Raw genomic sequence first — 14904 nt, forward strand, 5'->3', positions numbered from 1 at the left:
GTCGTCACCTGACGTGAGTGGCACAGCGTGTGCGGGCACACTGTGCCACTCACATGCGGGGTCAGATGCGCTTGAAGAGGGCGGCGAGGGCCTGGCCGCCGCCGATGCACATGGTGACGATTCCGAGTTCGAGGTCGCGGCGCACCATGTCCTTCGCGATCCGCAGGCTCAGGATCGCCCCCGTCGCTCCGACCGGGTGACCCAACGCGATCGCCCCACCGTACGGGTTGGTCTTGTCCGGGCTGAGCTTCGCGTCCCGGATCACCGCGACCGCCTGCGACGCGAACGCCTCGTTCAGCTCGATCACGTCGATGTCTCCCGGGGTGGTCCCGGTCTGCTCGAACAGGTTCTGCAACGCCAGCACGGGGGCGTATCCCATCAGCGCGGGGTCCATCGCCGCCGTCGCGACCGCTTCGAGGGTCACCAGCCCGGTCAGGCCCTTGTCCCGGGCGGCGGACTCGGTGGCCAGCACCAGCGCCGCGGCGCCGTCGTTGATCCCCGACGCGTTGCCCGCGGTCACCGACCCGCCCTCCTCGAACGCCGGCCGCAACTTCGCCAGGGTCTCGAGGGTGGTGTCGGGCTTGGGATGCTCGTCGACCTCGACCGTCTTGGGACGCCGGCCCCCGATCTCGACGGGGGTGATCTCCTCCGCGAACGCGGCCCGCGCCGCATCCGAGGCGGCGCGGCGCTGGGATTCGACGGCGAACTCGTCCTGCTGCTCCCGGCTCACGTCGTACTTGCGGGCGACGGCCTCGGCGGTGCGGCCCATGTGCACGCCACCGAACGGGTCGGTCAGGATCGCGACCGTGCCGTCCACCAGCTTACGGTCACCGAGCTTGTACCCGGAGCGGGCCGAGAAGTCGTAGAACGGCATCCGCGACATGCTCTCGTCGCCGCCGGCGAGGGCGAAGTTCACCCCACCCCACCGCATCTGCTGCGCCGCCGACCACACCGCCTGCAGACCCGACCCGCACAGCCGGTTGACGGTGTACGCCGGGGTCTTCTCGGGAAGTCCCGCGGCCAGGGCGACGCGGCGGGCGTTGTAGGCGTCCGGCCCGACCTGACCGATGCAGCCCATCACCACCTCGTCGATGTCCGAACCCGGCACCCCGGCACGGTCCAGCGCGGCCTTCGCGGCGGTCGCACCCAGTTCGTGGGCGGGCACGTCCTTGAACGCGCCCCCGAAGCTGCCGATCGGGGTCCTCGCGCCGTCGACTACGACGATCGGTTCAGGAGTATTCATGACGTGCCCTTCCGTCTCTCTTGCCAGTACGGGGAGATAGTAGGACTTCAAAGTACCTGGCGGTTCACGCAGGGCCTCCGGCACGTCATCGGGTCAGCGTCCGCGAATCAGATCGGCGCACTTCTCGGCCATCGTCATGGTAGTAATGTTGGGGTTGACGTACGGCAGTTTCGGCATCGCGGACGCGTCCACCACCCGCAGATTGCGCACCCCTTTCACCCGCAACTCCGGGTCGAGGACGGCCGCCGGGTCGGTGGCGGCCCCCATCCGGGCGGTCCCGGCTGGGTGATACACGGTGTTGTGGGTGCGGTGCGCGTAGTCGATCAGTTCGTCGTCGGTCTCCGCCTCCGGACCGGGAGCCAATTCCCTCGTGATCCAGCCCCGGAGTGGTTCCTGCTCGGCGATTCGGCGCGCCAGCCGGAACCCGGCGAGCATCACGGCCTCGTCGTGGCCGTCGGGGTCGGTGAAATACCGGGGGTCCACTCGCGGACGGTCCCGGAAGTCGCGGGAGCGGAGCCGGACCGTTCCGCGGGAGAGTCCCTGCGTGACGTTCGGGGTGAGGCAGAAACCGTTGTCGGTGGTGGGGTAGCCCCACCGGAGGGTGTTCATGTCGAACGGCACACTGCCGTAATGCATCATCAGGTCCGGATGGTTCAGCCCCGTCTCGGTGGTGGCGAACAGGCCGATCTCCCACCACTGCGTCGACTCCGTGACCATCGGCCGGGACGCCTCCCAGAACACCAGCCCCTCGACGTGATCGTCGAGGTTCTGCCCGACACCGGGGGCGTCGACTCGGACCTGCACGCCCATCTCACGCAGGTGCACCGTGGGCCCGATACCCGAGAGCATCAGCAGTTTCGGGGTGTCGATGGCACCGGCGGTGACGATCACCTCGCGTCGCGCCGAGACCGTGTCGTATCCGGTGAGGTCGGGACGCTGGTAGCGCACCCCGGTCGCGGACATCTCGTCGTCGATGACGATCTCGGCGACCCAGCAGTCGGTGCGCACGTCGAGGTTGGGGCGGGATCCGAGAATCGGGTGCAGGTAGGCGTGCGACGTCGACATGCGGGTGCCGTCCTCGGACGCGTTGATCTGGAACCACCCCGCGCCGTCGAGGACGCTCTTGCCTCGGTTGAACTGCACGGTCGGCAACCCGACCTTCGCCGCGGCCTCGAGCAGGGCGACGCCGCAGGGGTCGTTCGGGGGGACGTCGCGCAACCGCACGGGACCGCTGCGACCGTGCTGCTCGCCGGGGGCGTCGTTGTTCTCCACCCGCGCGACGAGCGGCAACACGTCCTTCGCACCCCAGCCCGTCGCACCGGCCGCCGCCCAGTCGTCGAGTGTCTCGGCGGGTGGCCAGAACGCGATGCACGAGTTGTGCGACGAGCAGCCGCCGAGGACCTTGGCCCTGGCGTGCCGCATGAAGCTGTTGCCCCGCTCCTGCGGCTCGACCGGGTAGTCCCAGTCGTACCCGGAGTCCAGCAGGTGCATCCACTGCGACAGCTCGAGGACGTTGCGGTCACCGACGTCCGACGGGCCCGCCTCCACGAGGCACACGGTCACGGACGGGTCCTCGCTGAGCCGGGCGGCGAGCACGCATCCGGCGGTTCCTCCGCCGGCGATCACGTAGTCGAACACGGTGTCCGTCATGGCAGTTCACTCTCCGCCTCGTCCTTCGTCGACGCCGCGTGCGAGGCGAGGCAGCCGATGTGGTTGCGGCCCTTCACCGCGTACCAGAGGAGTCCGAGCCCGAGGATGATGCCGATGTAGACGAACGCGCCCCACGTGTTGTACCAGGGGGTTCCGTAGACCTCCGGGCGCGGCCACGCGAGGTTGAGCGCCATTCCCACACCCCACAGCACGGCGAAGATGTTCACCGCCAGCCCCCACCGGCCCATCGTGAAGTAGCCGCTCTCGGCGAGTTCCTTCGGCGGCCACTGCCCCTGCAGTCGTTTCTTCAGCAGCGGACCGGTGACCATGAGGTAGGCCAGGTAGATCATGATGATCGCGATCGACGTCAGCACCGTGAAGATCTGCGGCTGCCCGATGTTGATGACGAGGATGAACGCCGCGAGCAGACCGATCACGATGGCGGGGACCACCGGTGTCTGATGCTTCGGGTTGACGTGCGCCAGCCGCTCCCCGAAGGGCAGGGCGTTGTCGCGGGCCATCGCGAACGTGAGCCGGATGGCTGCGGCGTGCACGGCGAGCGAACAGACGGTCACCGCGACGACGATGCAGACGAGGAAGATCTTGCCGAGCGGTCCCCACATCACCTGCTCGACGATGTACTGCAGGCCGCCCTCGCTGCTGCCGATCAGCGGATCGTCCAGGTCGGGGGCCGCCATGACGGCGAACACCAGGATCGCCCCGCCGATCACGAAGGACGCGAGGATCGCCCGCAGGATCGCCTTGGGTGCCGTCCGCCGCGGGTCGACGGTTTCCTCGCCGAGCGAACTCGCGGTGTCGAAGCCGTACATCACGTACCCGGACGCGAGGGACGCCACGAGGAAGACGCTCAGATACCCGCCGGCCTCTCCGGCACCGTACCCGTGGGTGGAGAAGAACACCTCCGGGCCGCGGGTGATGTTGGCGGCGAGGATGATCGCGATGAGGACCGCGGCGATCAGTTCGACGAACACGCCGGTGCTGTTGATAAGGGCCATCAGCTTGACGCCGAACGCGTTGACCGCCGTGGTGAACGCGATCATGATGGTGCCGAGAATGACGGCGTTGGTCGCGAAGTCGTATTCACCGCTGCCGTCACCGACGATCTGGAAACCGCTCCACAGGCGCGGCAGGTTGAGTTGCAGCGCGAGCACGACCGCGGAGAGCGTCACGATAGACGCGGTGAGCATCAGCCAGCCCGACGACCAGCCCACGATCCTGCTGCCGAGCAGCTTGGCCCAGTTGTAGACCGAGCCGGCGACGGGGTATTTAGCTGCGAGTTCCATGAAGCACAGCGCGACGGCCATCTGCCCGACGAACACCATCGGCCAGGACCACAGATACGCAGGCCCCGCCGTGCCGAACCCGAAATAGAACAACTGGAACGTGCCGGTGAGAATCGAGATGTAGCTGACTCCCGCCGCGAAACTGGCGAACTTGCCCAGACTGCGGTCCAATTCCTGTTTGTACCCCAGTTCGCCGAGTCCACTGTCCCCCGGCTCATCTCCGTCACCCACTGCACCGTGCCGAGTAGCCATGGTTCTCTCGCCTCTCCGTGCGCCGGACTAGCCGTTGTCGAACCACCCCGCCGCCGTGGGCGAGGTGTTGTGCCAGATGTGCTTGGTCTCCTGGTATTCCGCCAGACCGGCGGGGCCGAGTTCGCGCCCGTTCCCCGACATCTTGAATCCGCCCCACTCGGCGGCCGCGGTGTAGTAACCGAAGTCGTTGAGCCACACCGTTCCGTGGCGCAGACCCCGCACCATGCGCTCGCCCCGGGCGCTGTCGGCGGTCCGGACACCGGCGGCGAGGCCGTACTCGGTGTCGTTGCCCAGTCGCAGCGCTTCCTCTTCCGTGGTGAAACGCTCGACGGTGAGGATCGGCCCGAACGTCTCCTCCTGCACGAGGCGCATGGTGCGGTCGCAGTGGTCGAAGATGGTGGGCAGGTAGAAACTCCCGTTCGCCAACGCGGGATCCGACGGCCGGGCTCCCCCGGTCACCAGTCGGGCGCCCTCGGAGCGTCCGAGTTCCACGTACTTTTCGACCTTCTCCCGGTGGGCCTCGGATACCAGCGGGCCCGTTCGGCTCGCCGGATCGAGACCGTTGCCCATCCGGATCTTCTCCGCCCGGGCGGCGAGCGCGGCGACGAACCGGTCGGCGATGGATTCCTCGATGATCAGGCGGGTTCCCGCCGAGCACACCTGACCGGAGTGCAGGAACACTCCCGTGAGCACCTGGTCGACGGAGTCGTCGCCGTCCGCGTCGGCGAAAACGATGTGCGGATTCTTGCCACCGAGTTCCACCGCCACCTTGGTGACGTTCTTCGCCGCGGTCTCGAGGATGACGCGTCCGGTGGCCAGCCCGCCGGTGAAAGAGACGAAGTCGACGTCGGGGGTTCCCGTGAGGGCGGCGCCCAGGACGGCGCCGCTGCCCTGCACGAGGTTCACCACCCCGGCCGGAACACCGGCTTCGGCAATCAGCGCGGTGAACGCGATGGTGCTGAGCGGGGTCACCTCGCTCGGTTTGAGGACCATCGTGCACCCGGCCGCCAGTGCGGGCGCCACCTTCCACGAGATCTGCAGCAGCGGGTAGTTCCACGGTGCGATGAGCACGCACACACCGATCGGCTCGCGCACCACCCGGCTGATCACGTCGGGACGGCCGACATCCACCAGACGGTCCGCCTCGACCGCGGCGAGTTGCGCGTAGTACCGGAACACCGACACCACGTCGTCGATGTCGATCCTGCTCTCCTCCAGAGTCTTTCCGGTGTCGAGCGTCTCGATGCGCGCCAGCGTCTCCTTGTCGCGTTCGAGGAGATCGGCGATCCGCGCGACGATCGCGGTGCGCTCGGCGACGGGCGTGTGCGGCCAGGTGCCCTCGTCGAACGCGGCGCGGGCGGCGGCGACAGCGCGGGCGGCGTCGTCCGGGGAGGCCTCGTCGACGGTGGCGACCACCGACCCGTCGGCCGGATTGATGCAGTCCCGGGTCTCGCCGGAGCTGGAGCGGATCCACCGCCCGTCGACGAACAGGCCCGTGTTCAGAACGTCATCGATCGACTGGTCCCGCATCACTCAACTCCGTGTCTCGCCGGAACGAACGCACCCCCTCCACGGTATGCCGTCGGAGTCGCGGTGGGCGGGGTTAGCGCGACACATGTCCGATTCGCCTGGGAATCGGACCGGGAAGGGTGTGTCCGGTAGCCGGACGCGCGTGCGCCTAGCGGCTGCGATAGCGTCGTCAGGCGAACTCTTCGCACATTCCCGGACAGGACACACCTAGAAACGGAGCACCCGTGGTCGCGATCGGCAACTCGGATCTGGACATCTTTCCCCTGGCCCTCGGTGGCAACACCTTCGGTTGGACCAGTGACGAACCGACGTCGTTCGACATCCTCGACGCGTTCGCCGCGGGCGGCGGCAACTTCGTCGACACGGCGGACTCGTACTCGGCGTTCGCCGACGGCAACTCCGGCGGCGAGTCCGAGACCGTCCTCGGCAACTGGATGGCGACCCGCCACAACCGGGACCACATCGTGATCGCCACCAAGGTCAGCCAGCACCCGGAGTTCAAGGGACTGGCGCCCGCCAACGTCCGGGCAGCGGCGGAGGCGTCCCTGAAGCGGCTGCAAACCGACTACATCGACGTGTACTACGCACACTTCGACGACGCCGACACTCCCCTCGTGGACACGCTCGGCGCATTCGACAAACTGGTCCGCGACGGACTCGTCCGGCATGTCGCCATCTCCAACTACTCACCCGAGCGCATCCGCGAGTTCCTGTCGCTGACTGCCGAGCACGGTTTCGCCGCGCCGATCGCGCTGCAGCCGCACTACAACCTGGTGCACCGCCACGACTACGAGCCCGAGGTGGCCGCGCTCGCGACCGAGAACGACCTGGGCGTCTTCCCGTACTACTCGCTCGCGGCGGGTTTCCTCGCGGGCAAGTACCGCACCCAGGCCGACCTCGAAGGCCGGGCCCGCCAGCGGATGGCGGCCCGCTACTTCTCCGAGTCCGGTCTCGCCGTCGTCGACGCCCTGGCCGAGATCGCCGACGCGCACTCCGCGGAGATCTCCACCATCGCCCTCGCGTGGCTCCTGACCCGGCCCGGTGTTACCGCACCGATCGCGAGCGCGAGCCGCCTCGAACAGCTTCCCGCCCTGCTCGACGCCCCGACCGTGACGCTGACCGCGTCCGAGATCAGCCGGCTCACGACCCTCTCGGACGCGATCGGGGCCTGACCTCAGCCCAGCAGCTTGCTCCGCAGCCGGTCGACCGTCGCCGAACTCAGACCCAGCCCGTCGGTGAGGTAACGGTCGACCGTGCCGTACTGCTCGGCGAGCCGGCCGAGCCCCGCCTCCAGATAGCTGCGGTCCACGCCCAGCAGCGGCTGGTAGATCTTCGCCACCGCCTCGCCGCGGCTGGCGGCGATCTGGTCGTACGTGACCTTCATCGACGCGGCGGTGTATTCGTTGGTGAGCAGATAGTCGTCGAAGATGGTGTCCTGCGAAACCCCGGCGATGGACAGCAACAGCGCGGACGCCCAGCCGGTGCGGTCCTTGCCCGCCGTGCAGTGGAAGACCTGCGGTCCGTCGGTGTCGGCCAATGACGTCAGGAGTTGCGCGAACCCGGCCCGGGTCGCCGCGTCGTCGACGAAGCTGCGGTTCATCTGCTGCATGAACGCGACGGCGTCGGCGGGCGACTTCAACTGCGCGACAGCGGCACCCAGGTCACCCGACAGGATCGGGATGCCCTGATACCGCGGTCCGGCCGGGAGCCGGTCGGGCTTCGCCGCCACCTCTTCGACGGTCCGCACGTCGTACACCGCGGTCAGCCCGAGCCCGGTGAGGACGGCGAGATCCTGGTCGTTCGGAACCAGCGCGTTCGAACGGTAGAACAGCCCCCGTGTGACGTGTCCCCCGCGGGCGGTCGCGTACCCCCGGCCCGTTCCTCCGACGTCGCGGAAGTTGTCGACCGACGCCAGTCGCGGCGTCTCGACGACCGGGCCCGCGCTCCCGAAATCGGACGAGCCGAAGTCCGGGAGGCTGATTCCGGGCAGCGAGAACGGGTCCGCCGACGCGAGCGCCGGCGCGCCGAGACCCGAGAACAACACGCTGCCGGTGATCAGCACCGCGGCGGTGGAAGTGACACGTCGAGACATGGGAACCCTTTCGATGGTCTGAGGAGATCCGCTCATCCGGCATGTCCGGAACATCAGCGGGTAATCCACATCACAGTGGTCCGGCGTTTCCCGTGGCTACGAGTTGTTCCGATCACCGGGAGAACCCGTTTCCCGCGGAGGCCGCCCACAGCAGACTCGGGCCGTCGGCAGCGGAGACGCCCGACGAACGTGACTTTTCGACGACGAGGATGTGAGCTGAGATGACCGAGACCGCACAGCAACTGGCGGGGAAGGTGGTGATCGTGACCGGGGCGGCGCGGGGGCTGGGCGCAGCCTTCGCCCAGCGCATCGTCGACGAGGGCGGCAGCGTCGTCGTCGGTGATGTTCTCGACGACGACGGCCGCGCGACGGTCGAGCAACTGGGTGACCGGGCGCGGTACTGCCACCTCGACGTCACCGACCCGCAGCAGTGGCAGGTCGCCGTCGACGTGGCGACGAACGACTTCGGACGCGTCGACGGCCTCGTCAACAATGCGGGCATCTCCACCGGCCAGTACATCGAGCACGAACCGCTCGAACACTTCCGGACCGTCCTCGACATCAACCTGACCGGCGTGTTCAACGGCCTGCAGGCCGTCATCGGTCCGATGCGCGCCGCCGGCGGCGGATCGATCGTCAACATCTCCTCGGCCGCCGGGCTGATGGGACTCGCCTTGACCGCCGGCTACGGCGCGTCCAAGTGGGGCGTGCGCGGGCTCACGAAGATCGCCGCCGTGGAACTGGGCACCGACCGGATCCGCGTCAACTCCGTCCACCCCGGCATGACGTACACCCCGATGACCGCGGGTCTCGGAATCCAGCAGGGCGAGGGCAACTACCCGAACACCCCCATGGCAAGGGTCGGGGTACCCGAGGAGATCGCGGGCGCCGTCGGATTCCTGCTGTCCGACGCCTCCACGTACGTCACCGGAGCGGAACTGGCCGTCGACGGCGGCTGGACCGCCGGACCGACCGTGAAATACGTCATGGGCCAATGACATCGAATTCGGAACGACACGAGGAGCACAGACGATGAATCGATTCGACAACCGGCGAATCCTGGTGACCGGCGCCGCGTCGGGTATCGGCCAGGCCACCGCCCTCCGCCTGCTCGAGGAAGGCGGCACCGTCGTGGCTGCCGACGTCTCCGAGGACGGCCTCGCGCGGACGGCGGAACTCGCCGAAGCGGCAGGCACGGCGGGGCGCCTCAGCGTGGCCTCCATCGACATCGGCGACGAGGCGTCCGTCGTCGACGGCGTGAGCAGCAGCGTCGAGAACCTGGGCGGACTGGACGTGCTCGTGAATGCCGCGGGCATCCTCCGCGCCTCACACACCCACGAGACGCCCGTGGACCTGTGGAATCAGGTGATCGGGATCAACCTCACCGGCACCTTCCTCATGGTTCGCGAATGCCTGCCCGCGCTGCTGCGCAACGAGCGCAGCGTGGTCGTGAACTTCAGTTCGACCTCCGCCGCCTTCGCGCACCCCTACATGGCCGCGTACGCCGCGAGCAAGGGCGGCATCCAGTCGTTCACCCACGCGCTGGCACTCGAATACGGCAAGCAGGGTCTGCGTGCCGTCGGTGTCGCCCCCGGCAGCATCAAGACCGGAATCACCGACGCCACGTCCGGATACGTTCCGTCCGACGCCGATTGGGGCCTGTTCTCCAAGCTGTCACCGATCCTCCCCACCACCCTGGAATCGGGTGGCGCGGCCATGGGCGGACCCGAGCAGGTCGCCGGAGTCGTCGCCATGCTCGCCTCCGACGACGGCGCGTTCGTCACCGGAACCGAGATCCGCATCGACGGCGGCACCCACGCCTGAACGGAGAACCCTTGCGCCGGCGACGGCGGCACGTAGGTTGGACGCATGAGTCTCCCCACTCCTGCCGCCGATCGCACCGCGCTCGTCACCGGAGCGTCGTCCGGGATCGGCAGGGCCCTCAGCCGTGAACTCAGCCGCCGCGGCCACCAGGTGGTGCTCGTCGCCCGCCGGGCCGAGAAGTTGGAGGAACTGGCCACCGAACTGCGGGCCGCGGGCGGCCGGGCGCACGTGCTGGGCGCCGATCTCTCCGACCGCTCGGCCCGGGCGACCCTGCTCGACCGGGTCGGCGAACTCGGACTGACCCTGGACATCCTCGTGAACAACGCCGGCCTGTCCACGCTCGGCCCGGTGGCCGCGTCCGATCCGGACGCCGAGATGAACATGATCGAGGTCGACGTGACGGCCGTCGCCGACCTGTGCAGCCGCGCCTTGCCGGGCATGGTGCAGCGGCGCCGGGGTGCGATCCTCAACGTCGCGTCCACCGGGGCATTCCAACCGCTGCCCGGGCAGGCCGGGTACGGCGCCTGCAAGGCATTCGTCCTCTCCTACACCGAAAGTCTGACCGGCGAACTGAAAGGCACCGGCGTCACCGCGACCGCCCTCTGCCCCGGGCCCGTCGACACCGGTTTCGGTGAAACCGCCGGCTTCGCGAAGGAGGACGCCGAGGCCGCGCTGCCCAGCTTCATGTGGGAGAGCCCCGAATCCGTGGCCAGGACCGGTATCGACGGCCTCGACAAGGGCCACATGATCGCCATCCCCGGTTTCGCGAACCGGGCGGCGTCCGTCTTCGCGCGCCTCGCGCCGAACAAGTTCCTCGTCCCCGTCCTGGCCAGCCGTCATCCCGGTTTGCGGACGTAGGCGCCGCCCGCCGGTTTACTGTGGGCTGGTGGAAACGACTACCGCTGCGCGCCGACTCGCCCAGATCACCGCGACCGTGGCTGTCGCTGCCGCCGCCGTTCTCGGAAGCGCCGGCGTGGCCGCCGCCGACGAATGGCCGCCGATACCCACCGAGCCAAGTCCGCTCGCGCCGTTCGACAACCAGAATTTCCTCACCCCGACCGATCTCGACTACTGGAATCCGTTCGTCAGCGCCAACCGACTCACCTCGCCGTTCGGGACCGCCAACCGCATCGTCTGCACCGGATTCCACGGCGTGCTGCTCGATTGCTGGCAGGCCGACCAGAACGGGCAACCCCACAAGCTCGTGAAACTGTCCCTGGACTTCCCAGGGTCGCTCGGCGCCTCGCTCCCCGGCGGAGGTCCCGGGCACTTCGTCTACCCCGGTTTCATTCCGGGTAGCTGAGACCGATTACAACGGGTCGCCCGCGATCCGTCCGGCCGGAAGCGTCCGGCCACAGATCGTGAGAGCGAGATCCTCTCCCGCTCCGCGCAATTCGGCACCCGACCCGTACGACCAGCCGAGGTCCGTGGCCCGCAGTCGGCGACCCTCGATGTTTACACCGAAATTCGAGTGCCCACCGCCCGCCGTGAGGTCGTTGAGGACGATGCGGATCGTCGCCTCGGGTACGCGACGCGGCACCCCCAGCGGCACCGTGACGTCGAGGCCGTGGATCACCACATGGTTGAGCGCGCCGTGATAGCCGCCGCCCGGCGGAGTCCACCCGCGCATGGTGTCCGAGCGCAGGTCGGCAACGAGATCCGACGTTGCCAATTCGCCATCACTACGGGCGATCTCGTTGGACAGCCGGGTGAAATCGAACTCGCACTCGCGCAGACGCGTCATGAACCGCTCCTCGGAATAGCGCGCCGCCATCGTGACATGTGCGACCACCTCACGAATCCGCCAGCCCTCACACAGCGAAGGCGTGTCCCATTCCGCATCCGAGATCCCGTCGAGGAGATCGGCCAGGTCCGAGAACTCGTTCGCAACCGCACGCTGCAGGACGGCATCATCGGTCATCGCAGTCAGCTCCCATCAGATGTGTTCCCCACGATCACCGTAGACCGAAACCGCCGAGTATTGCGCCAGTCGAACATGATTGGTAGAGTCGAACATATATTCGAATGACCTTGGGGGAGGTTGGTCATGGGGGAAGTAGAAGTCGTGGCACCGGACCTGGACGAGCTGCGGGCGTTCACGACGCGGTTGCGGTGCGTCGGGCCGTGTGGTGATGCCGGGTTGGGGATCGAGTGGCTCGACGCGGTGGAGTCCTTGAAGTCGGTGGGGTGCGCGGTGCAGGCGGTCGTCACCGATGATGTCGCCACCTGCATGCGGGAGGACCGCAAGGCGCGGGGGTTGCCGCGGGCGGAGTGGGGCCGTGGTATCGCCTCGCAGATCGCGTTGGCGCGCAGGGAGTCCCCGAATCGCGGTGGCCGGCATCTGGGGTTCGCTCAGGCGGTGGTGCACGAGATGCCGCACACGTTGGCGTTGCTGCGGTCGGGTCGGTTGAACGAATGGCGCGCCACCCTGCTTGTGCGGGAAACGGCATGCCTGTCGGCGGCGGATCGTGCGGTGGTGGATCGCCGGTTGTGTTCGGACCCGGACGTTCTCGACGGCGTCGGTGACCGCGGCCTGGTCGCGAAGGCGAAGGCCCTCGCGGTGGAACTCGACGCCGCCGCGGTGGTGGCCCGGTACCGCAAGGCGGTGTCGGAGCGGCGGGTGACGACGCGGCCGGCGCCGGATTCGATGGCGTACCTCAGTGTCCTGCTGCCGATGGAACAGGCGGTGTGCCTGCAGGCGACGTTGGGTCGGGACGCGGACAGTCTCATCGCCACCGGGGACAGCGGCGGCCGCACCCGGAATCAGTTGATGGCGGATTTGTTGTTCGACCGCGGCACCGGGGCCTCGGTGGCCGATGGGGTTCCGGTGGCGGTGAACTTGGTGATCTCCGACGAGGCGTTGCTGGCGGGTGAGAACGAGGCGGCGGATGTGGCGGGGTTCGGTCCGGTGCCGGCGGGGATCGCCCGGCAGCTGGTGGCGGCTGCCCTGGATGGTGATACCGCGGTGACCTTACGAAACGTGTACTCGTGTCCGTTGTCGGGGGCGTTGACGGCGATGGAGTCGCAGTCGCGGACGTTCCCGAAAGGCTTGCGGAAGTTGATCGATCTGCGGGACCGGACGTGCCGGACGCCGTGGTGTGATGCGCCGATCCGCCATCACGATCACATCCTGTCCCGCCGCAACAAGGGTGCCACCACGGCCCAGAACGGGGCGGGTTTGTGCGCGGCCTGCAACTACGCGAAGGAAGGCGACGGGTGGACCGCCCGCCCGGTGCGCAGACCTGGCCGTACTCACCTTTTCGACCTCGGCACCCCGACGGGGCATCGCTACCGGTCCGCGGCCCCGCGGCTCCCGTCCGCGGCACGACGGTCGGAGATCGAGGCGATCCTCATCGCGCACCTCCGAGCGTCATGAGGTGGTGGGGGTGACCCGCTCGTTTGCCGGGGTGATCCGCAGCAGGACCCGCGGCTTCTGCCGACGCGCGAGGACCCGTTCGATGAACATCACGATCCGGTACTCGAAGCCGTACTCGTCTCGGATCGTGTCGGCCATCCTTCGGCTGGCGGACTCGTCGGTGACGATCTCGGCCACGGCGGCAACCGGGTCGACCCTCGCGTCCACCTTGCCGCGCCGAGAACACGGGCGAAGTTCGACGCTCTCGTTGTTGCGTAGCCGCTTCACCTTTCCGCTTTCCTCCGGAGTGGTGACGATGAGAGCGTCGCCGTCGCGCGCAATCCAGACCGGCGTCGAAACGGGTTCCCCGGACCTGCGGAAAGTGGTCAGGGAGACGAATGATTCGTCCCCCAACCTCTCGAATTCGGTCATGCCCGTCCCCCGGACCAGGAAGTGAGTTCGGCGATGTCTCCGTGCAGGGCCGACTGGTACGTGAGCATCAACTCCTCCACGCCGCCGAACTGGTCGCCGACGTTGTGGGTGTTCTCCGCCGACAGTTCGCGGTCGCCGGAGCGTGCGATGAGTTCGTCGATGCGGCTGTCGAGGCTCATCGCCCGGTTGACTGCCAGCACGGACCGCAGTTGCACCTCGGCCCGGGACAGCAGGTCGCCGATACGCGCGAGTGCGGCGACGCGGTCGACCAGTTGATCCCACACCGGTTTCAGTGCGTTCTGCCGGGCCTCGATCTGCCTACGGGCGCCGTCGGAGTGGGTGGCGCGCAGCGCTTCGTCGAGTTCGATTCCGATTCCGCGCAGTGCGACGGTGTCGACGGCGATCTGCGTCAGTTCCTCGGCAAGGTCGAGTTGGTAACGCTGGATTGCGAAATGTTCCGAGTGCCACACCTCGGAACCGTCGATCCTGTCGAAGAGCATCCCCGCGAGGTAGAGGAGGGTGTCGTATGAGTCGGTGAATCTGTCGTTGTCGAGATCGGCGCCCTTGCCGATGGCGTCGGCGACGCGTTTTCCGACCGCGGCCATCGGGGTGTTCCCGGCGGCCTGGCCGATGCGTTCCGCTGCGGTGCCGCGGGCATAGTTGCCTGCACGTTCGAGAACGGTGCCCGCAGTCGGCGCCGGTGTGCGCTGCAGCGCCCGGAACAGAGCCTCACGTTGTTCGAGATCCAGGTGGACACCCTCGCGCCGATCCCGCCGCATGGCCCGGACACCGTTGCCGTAGTGCGCAGGCGACATCACCACCGCGGACCGATACGACTGCAGTTTGCGGCCGAGCTCGGTGGCACGGTACTTGAACAGCAGCTGCGCCGGACCGGGACGCAGGCTGCCGATGCGCCGGGCGACCTGGTGGTACTCGTCCGTGAGCAGACGCAGCGCTCCGAAGCCCCCGATCGACGGAATGGTGCGGCCCGCGCGACGCCGGTTGGTGAGCACCTGCCGGGTGGGCGGATCGAGATGCCCGGCGGCGATCAGGACGGCGGCGGCGTCCGACAGCGGGGCGTGGGTGCCCGCGATCGTGGACCGTTCACACCAGTCGCGGACCTGGAAGGAGATGCGGGCACGACGCTCCTCGTACTGGGCGCTTTCCGACATCGGACCTCCTGGCAGTTCACTGACCACCCACTGTCCCAGAATTTCGTCGG

General features: G+C 68.1%; 14 protein-coding genes. 6 read left to right on the forward strand and 8 right to left on the reverse strand.

Annotated features, from left to right (window positions below):
- Nucleotides 1-61: 61 nt before the first annotated feature.
- The 4 genes from I1A62_RS16110 to I1A62_RS16125 form a co-directional block, all read right to left on the reverse strand.
- Entirely contained in the window at nt 62-1243 is a 1182-nt protein-coding gene (locus I1A62_RS16110) for a thiolase family protein (protein ID WP_219459153.1), read from the reverse strand.
- 93 nt (nt 1244-1336) lie between these two features.
- On the reverse strand, nt 1337-2893 hold the full coding sequence (locus tag I1A62_RS16115; protein WP_219459154.1) for a GMC family oxidoreductase: 1557 nt from the start codon (nt 2891-2893) through the stop codon (nt 1337-1339).
- Entirely contained in the window at nt 2890-4449 is a 1560-nt protein-coding gene (locus I1A62_RS16120) for an APC family permease (RefSeq protein ID WP_219459155.1), read from the reverse strand. The genes I1A62_RS16115 and I1A62_RS16120 overlap by 4 nt, the downstream gene beginning before the upstream one ends.
- Before the next feature lie 27 nt (nt 4450-4476).
- Entirely contained in the window at nt 4477-5979 is a 1503-nt protein-coding gene (locus I1A62_RS16125; protein ID WP_219459156.1) for an aldehyde dehydrogenase family protein, read from the reverse strand.
- 224 nt (nt 5980-6203) lie between these two features.
- On the opposite strand from I1A62_RS16125, the gene I1A62_RS16130 reads away from it, so the two are divergent.
- Nucleotides 6204-7151 (forward strand): aldo/keto reductase, encoded by a 948-nt coding sequence (locus I1A62_RS16130; RefSeq protein ID WP_219459157.1) that lies wholly within the window; start codon nt 6204-6206, stop codon nt 7149-7151.
- Between the two features lie 2 nt (nt 7152-7153).
- Here the strand turns inward: I1A62_RS16130 and I1A62_RS16135 are convergent, their stop codons facing one another.
- Nucleotides 7154-8071, reverse strand: coding sequence for a tyrosine-protein phosphatase (locus tag I1A62_RS16135; RefSeq protein ID WP_219459158.1), 918 nt, complete (start codon nt 8069-8071; stop codon nt 7154-7156).
- Nucleotides 8072-8292: 221 nt separating this feature from the next.
- Here I1A62_RS16135 and I1A62_RS16140 point away from each other — a divergent pair, with 221 nt between their 5' ends.
- From I1A62_RS16140 to I1A62_RS16155, 4 genes are read left to right on the forward strand one after another with little or no spacing between them, the layout of a single operon-like run.
- Nucleotides 8293-9069, forward strand: coding sequence for an SDR family oxidoreductase (locus I1A62_RS16140; protein WP_219459159.1), 777 nt, complete (start codon nt 8293-8295; stop codon nt 9067-9069).
- 34 nt (nt 9070-9103) lie between these two features.
- Nucleotides 9104-9895 (forward strand): SDR family NAD(P)-dependent oxidoreductase, encoded by a 792-nt coding sequence (locus tag I1A62_RS16145; RefSeq protein WP_124390733.1) that lies wholly within the window; start codon nt 9104-9106, stop codon nt 9893-9895.
- A gap of 45 nt (nt 9896-9940) precedes the next feature.
- Nucleotides 9941-10753, forward strand: a complete 813-nt coding sequence (locus I1A62_RS16150; protein ID WP_219459160.1) for an SDR family oxidoreductase — start codon at nt 9941-9943, stop codon at nt 10751-10753.
- A 25-nt stretch (nt 10754-10778) separates the two neighbouring features.
- A complete protein-coding gene (locus I1A62_RS16155; RefSeq protein WP_219461223.1) occupies nt 10779-11198 on the forward strand; it encodes a hypothetical protein in 420 nt (139 codons plus the stop codon).
- A 6-nt stretch (nt 11199-11204) separates the two neighbouring features.
- Here I1A62_RS16155 and I1A62_RS16160 read toward each other — a convergent pair whose 3' ends face one another.
- The gene (locus tag I1A62_RS16160) at nt 11205-11816 is read right to left on the reverse strand and encodes a maleylpyruvate isomerase family mycothiol-dependent enzyme (RefSeq protein WP_219459161.1); all 612 of its coding nucleotides are present in this window, start codon (nt 11814-11816) and stop codon (nt 11205-11207) included.
- Between the two features lie 126 nt (nt 11817-11942).
- Here I1A62_RS16160 and I1A62_RS16165 point away from each other — a divergent pair, with 126 nt between their 5' ends.
- Nucleotides 11943-13271, forward strand: a complete 1329-nt coding sequence (locus I1A62_RS16165) for an HNH endonuclease signature motif containing protein (protein WP_219459162.1) — start codon at nt 11943-11945, stop codon at nt 13269-13271.
- On the opposite strand, the gene I1A62_RS16170 is transcribed toward I1A62_RS16165, so the two are convergent.
- Complete coding sequence (locus I1A62_RS16170; protein ID WP_219459163.1) at nt 13266-13682, reverse strand: PPOX class F420-dependent oxidoreductase; 417 nt, start codon at nt 13680-13682, stop codon at nt 13266-13268. The genes I1A62_RS16165 and I1A62_RS16170 overlap by 6 nt on opposite strands.
- Nucleotides 13679-14854: a hypothetical protein gene (locus I1A62_RS16175; protein ID WP_219459164.1), complete on the reverse strand. Its 1176-nt coding sequence runs from the start codon at nt 14852-14854 to the stop codon at nt 13679-13681. The genes I1A62_RS16170 and I1A62_RS16175 overlap by 4 nt, the downstream gene beginning before the upstream one ends.
- Nucleotides 14855-14904: the final 50 nt, after the last annotated feature.

Source organism: Rhodococcus sp. USK10, assembly GCF_019378875.1.
GTDB classification, from domain to species: Bacteria; Actinomycetota; Actinomycetes; order Mycobacteriales; family Mycobacteriaceae; genus Rhodococcus_F; species Rhodococcus_F pseudokoreensis.

Bases quoted from the DNA above. Each gene is read 5' to 3' on its own strand.
- I1A62_RS16110 (WP_219459153.1), bottom strand. From the start codon at position 1,243: ATGAATACTCCTGAACCGATCGTCGTAGTCGACGGCGCGAGGACCCCG.
- I1A62_RS16165 (WP_219459162.1), top strand. From the start codon at position 11,943: ATGGGGGAAGTAGAAGTCGTGGCACCGGACCTGGACGAGCTGCGGGCG.
- I1A62_RS16120 (WP_219459155.1), bottom strand. From the start codon at position 4,449: ATGGCTACTCGGCACGGTGCAGTGGGTGACGGAGATGAGCCGGGGGAC.
- I1A62_RS16150 (WP_219459160.1), top strand. From the start codon at position 9,941: ATGAGTCTCCCCACTCCTGCCGCCGATCGCACCGCGCTCGTCACCGGA.
- I1A62_RS16140 (WP_219459159.1), top strand. From the start codon at position 8,293: ATGACCGAGACCGCACAGCAACTGGCGGGGAAGGTGGTGATCGTGACC.
- I1A62_RS16175 (WP_219459164.1), bottom strand. From the start codon at position 14,854: ATGTCGGAAAGCGCCCAGTACGAGGAGCGTCGTGCCCGCATCTCCTTC.
- I1A62_RS16170 (WP_219459163.1), bottom strand. From the start codon at position 13,682: ATGACCGAATTCGAGAGGTTGGGGGACGAATCATTCGTCTCCCTGACC.
- I1A62_RS16135 (WP_219459158.1), bottom strand. From the start codon at position 8,071: ATGTCTCGACGTGTCACTTCCACCGCCGCGGTGCTGATCACCGGCAGC.
- I1A62_RS16125 (WP_219459156.1), bottom strand. From the start codon at position 5,979: ATGCGGGACCAGTCGATCGATGACGTTCTGAACACGGGCCTGTTCGTC.
- I1A62_RS16145 (WP_124390733.1), top strand. From the start codon at position 9,104: ATGAATCGATTCGACAACCGGCGAATCCTGGTGACCGGCGCCGCGTCG.
- I1A62_RS16160 (WP_219459161.1), bottom strand. From the start codon at position 11,816: ATGACCGATGATGCCGTCCTGCAGCGTGCGGTTGCGAACGAGTTCTCG.
- I1A62_RS16115 (WP_219459154.1), bottom strand. From the start codon at position 2,893: ATGACGGACACCGTGTTCGACTACGTGATCGCCGGCGGAGGAACCGCC.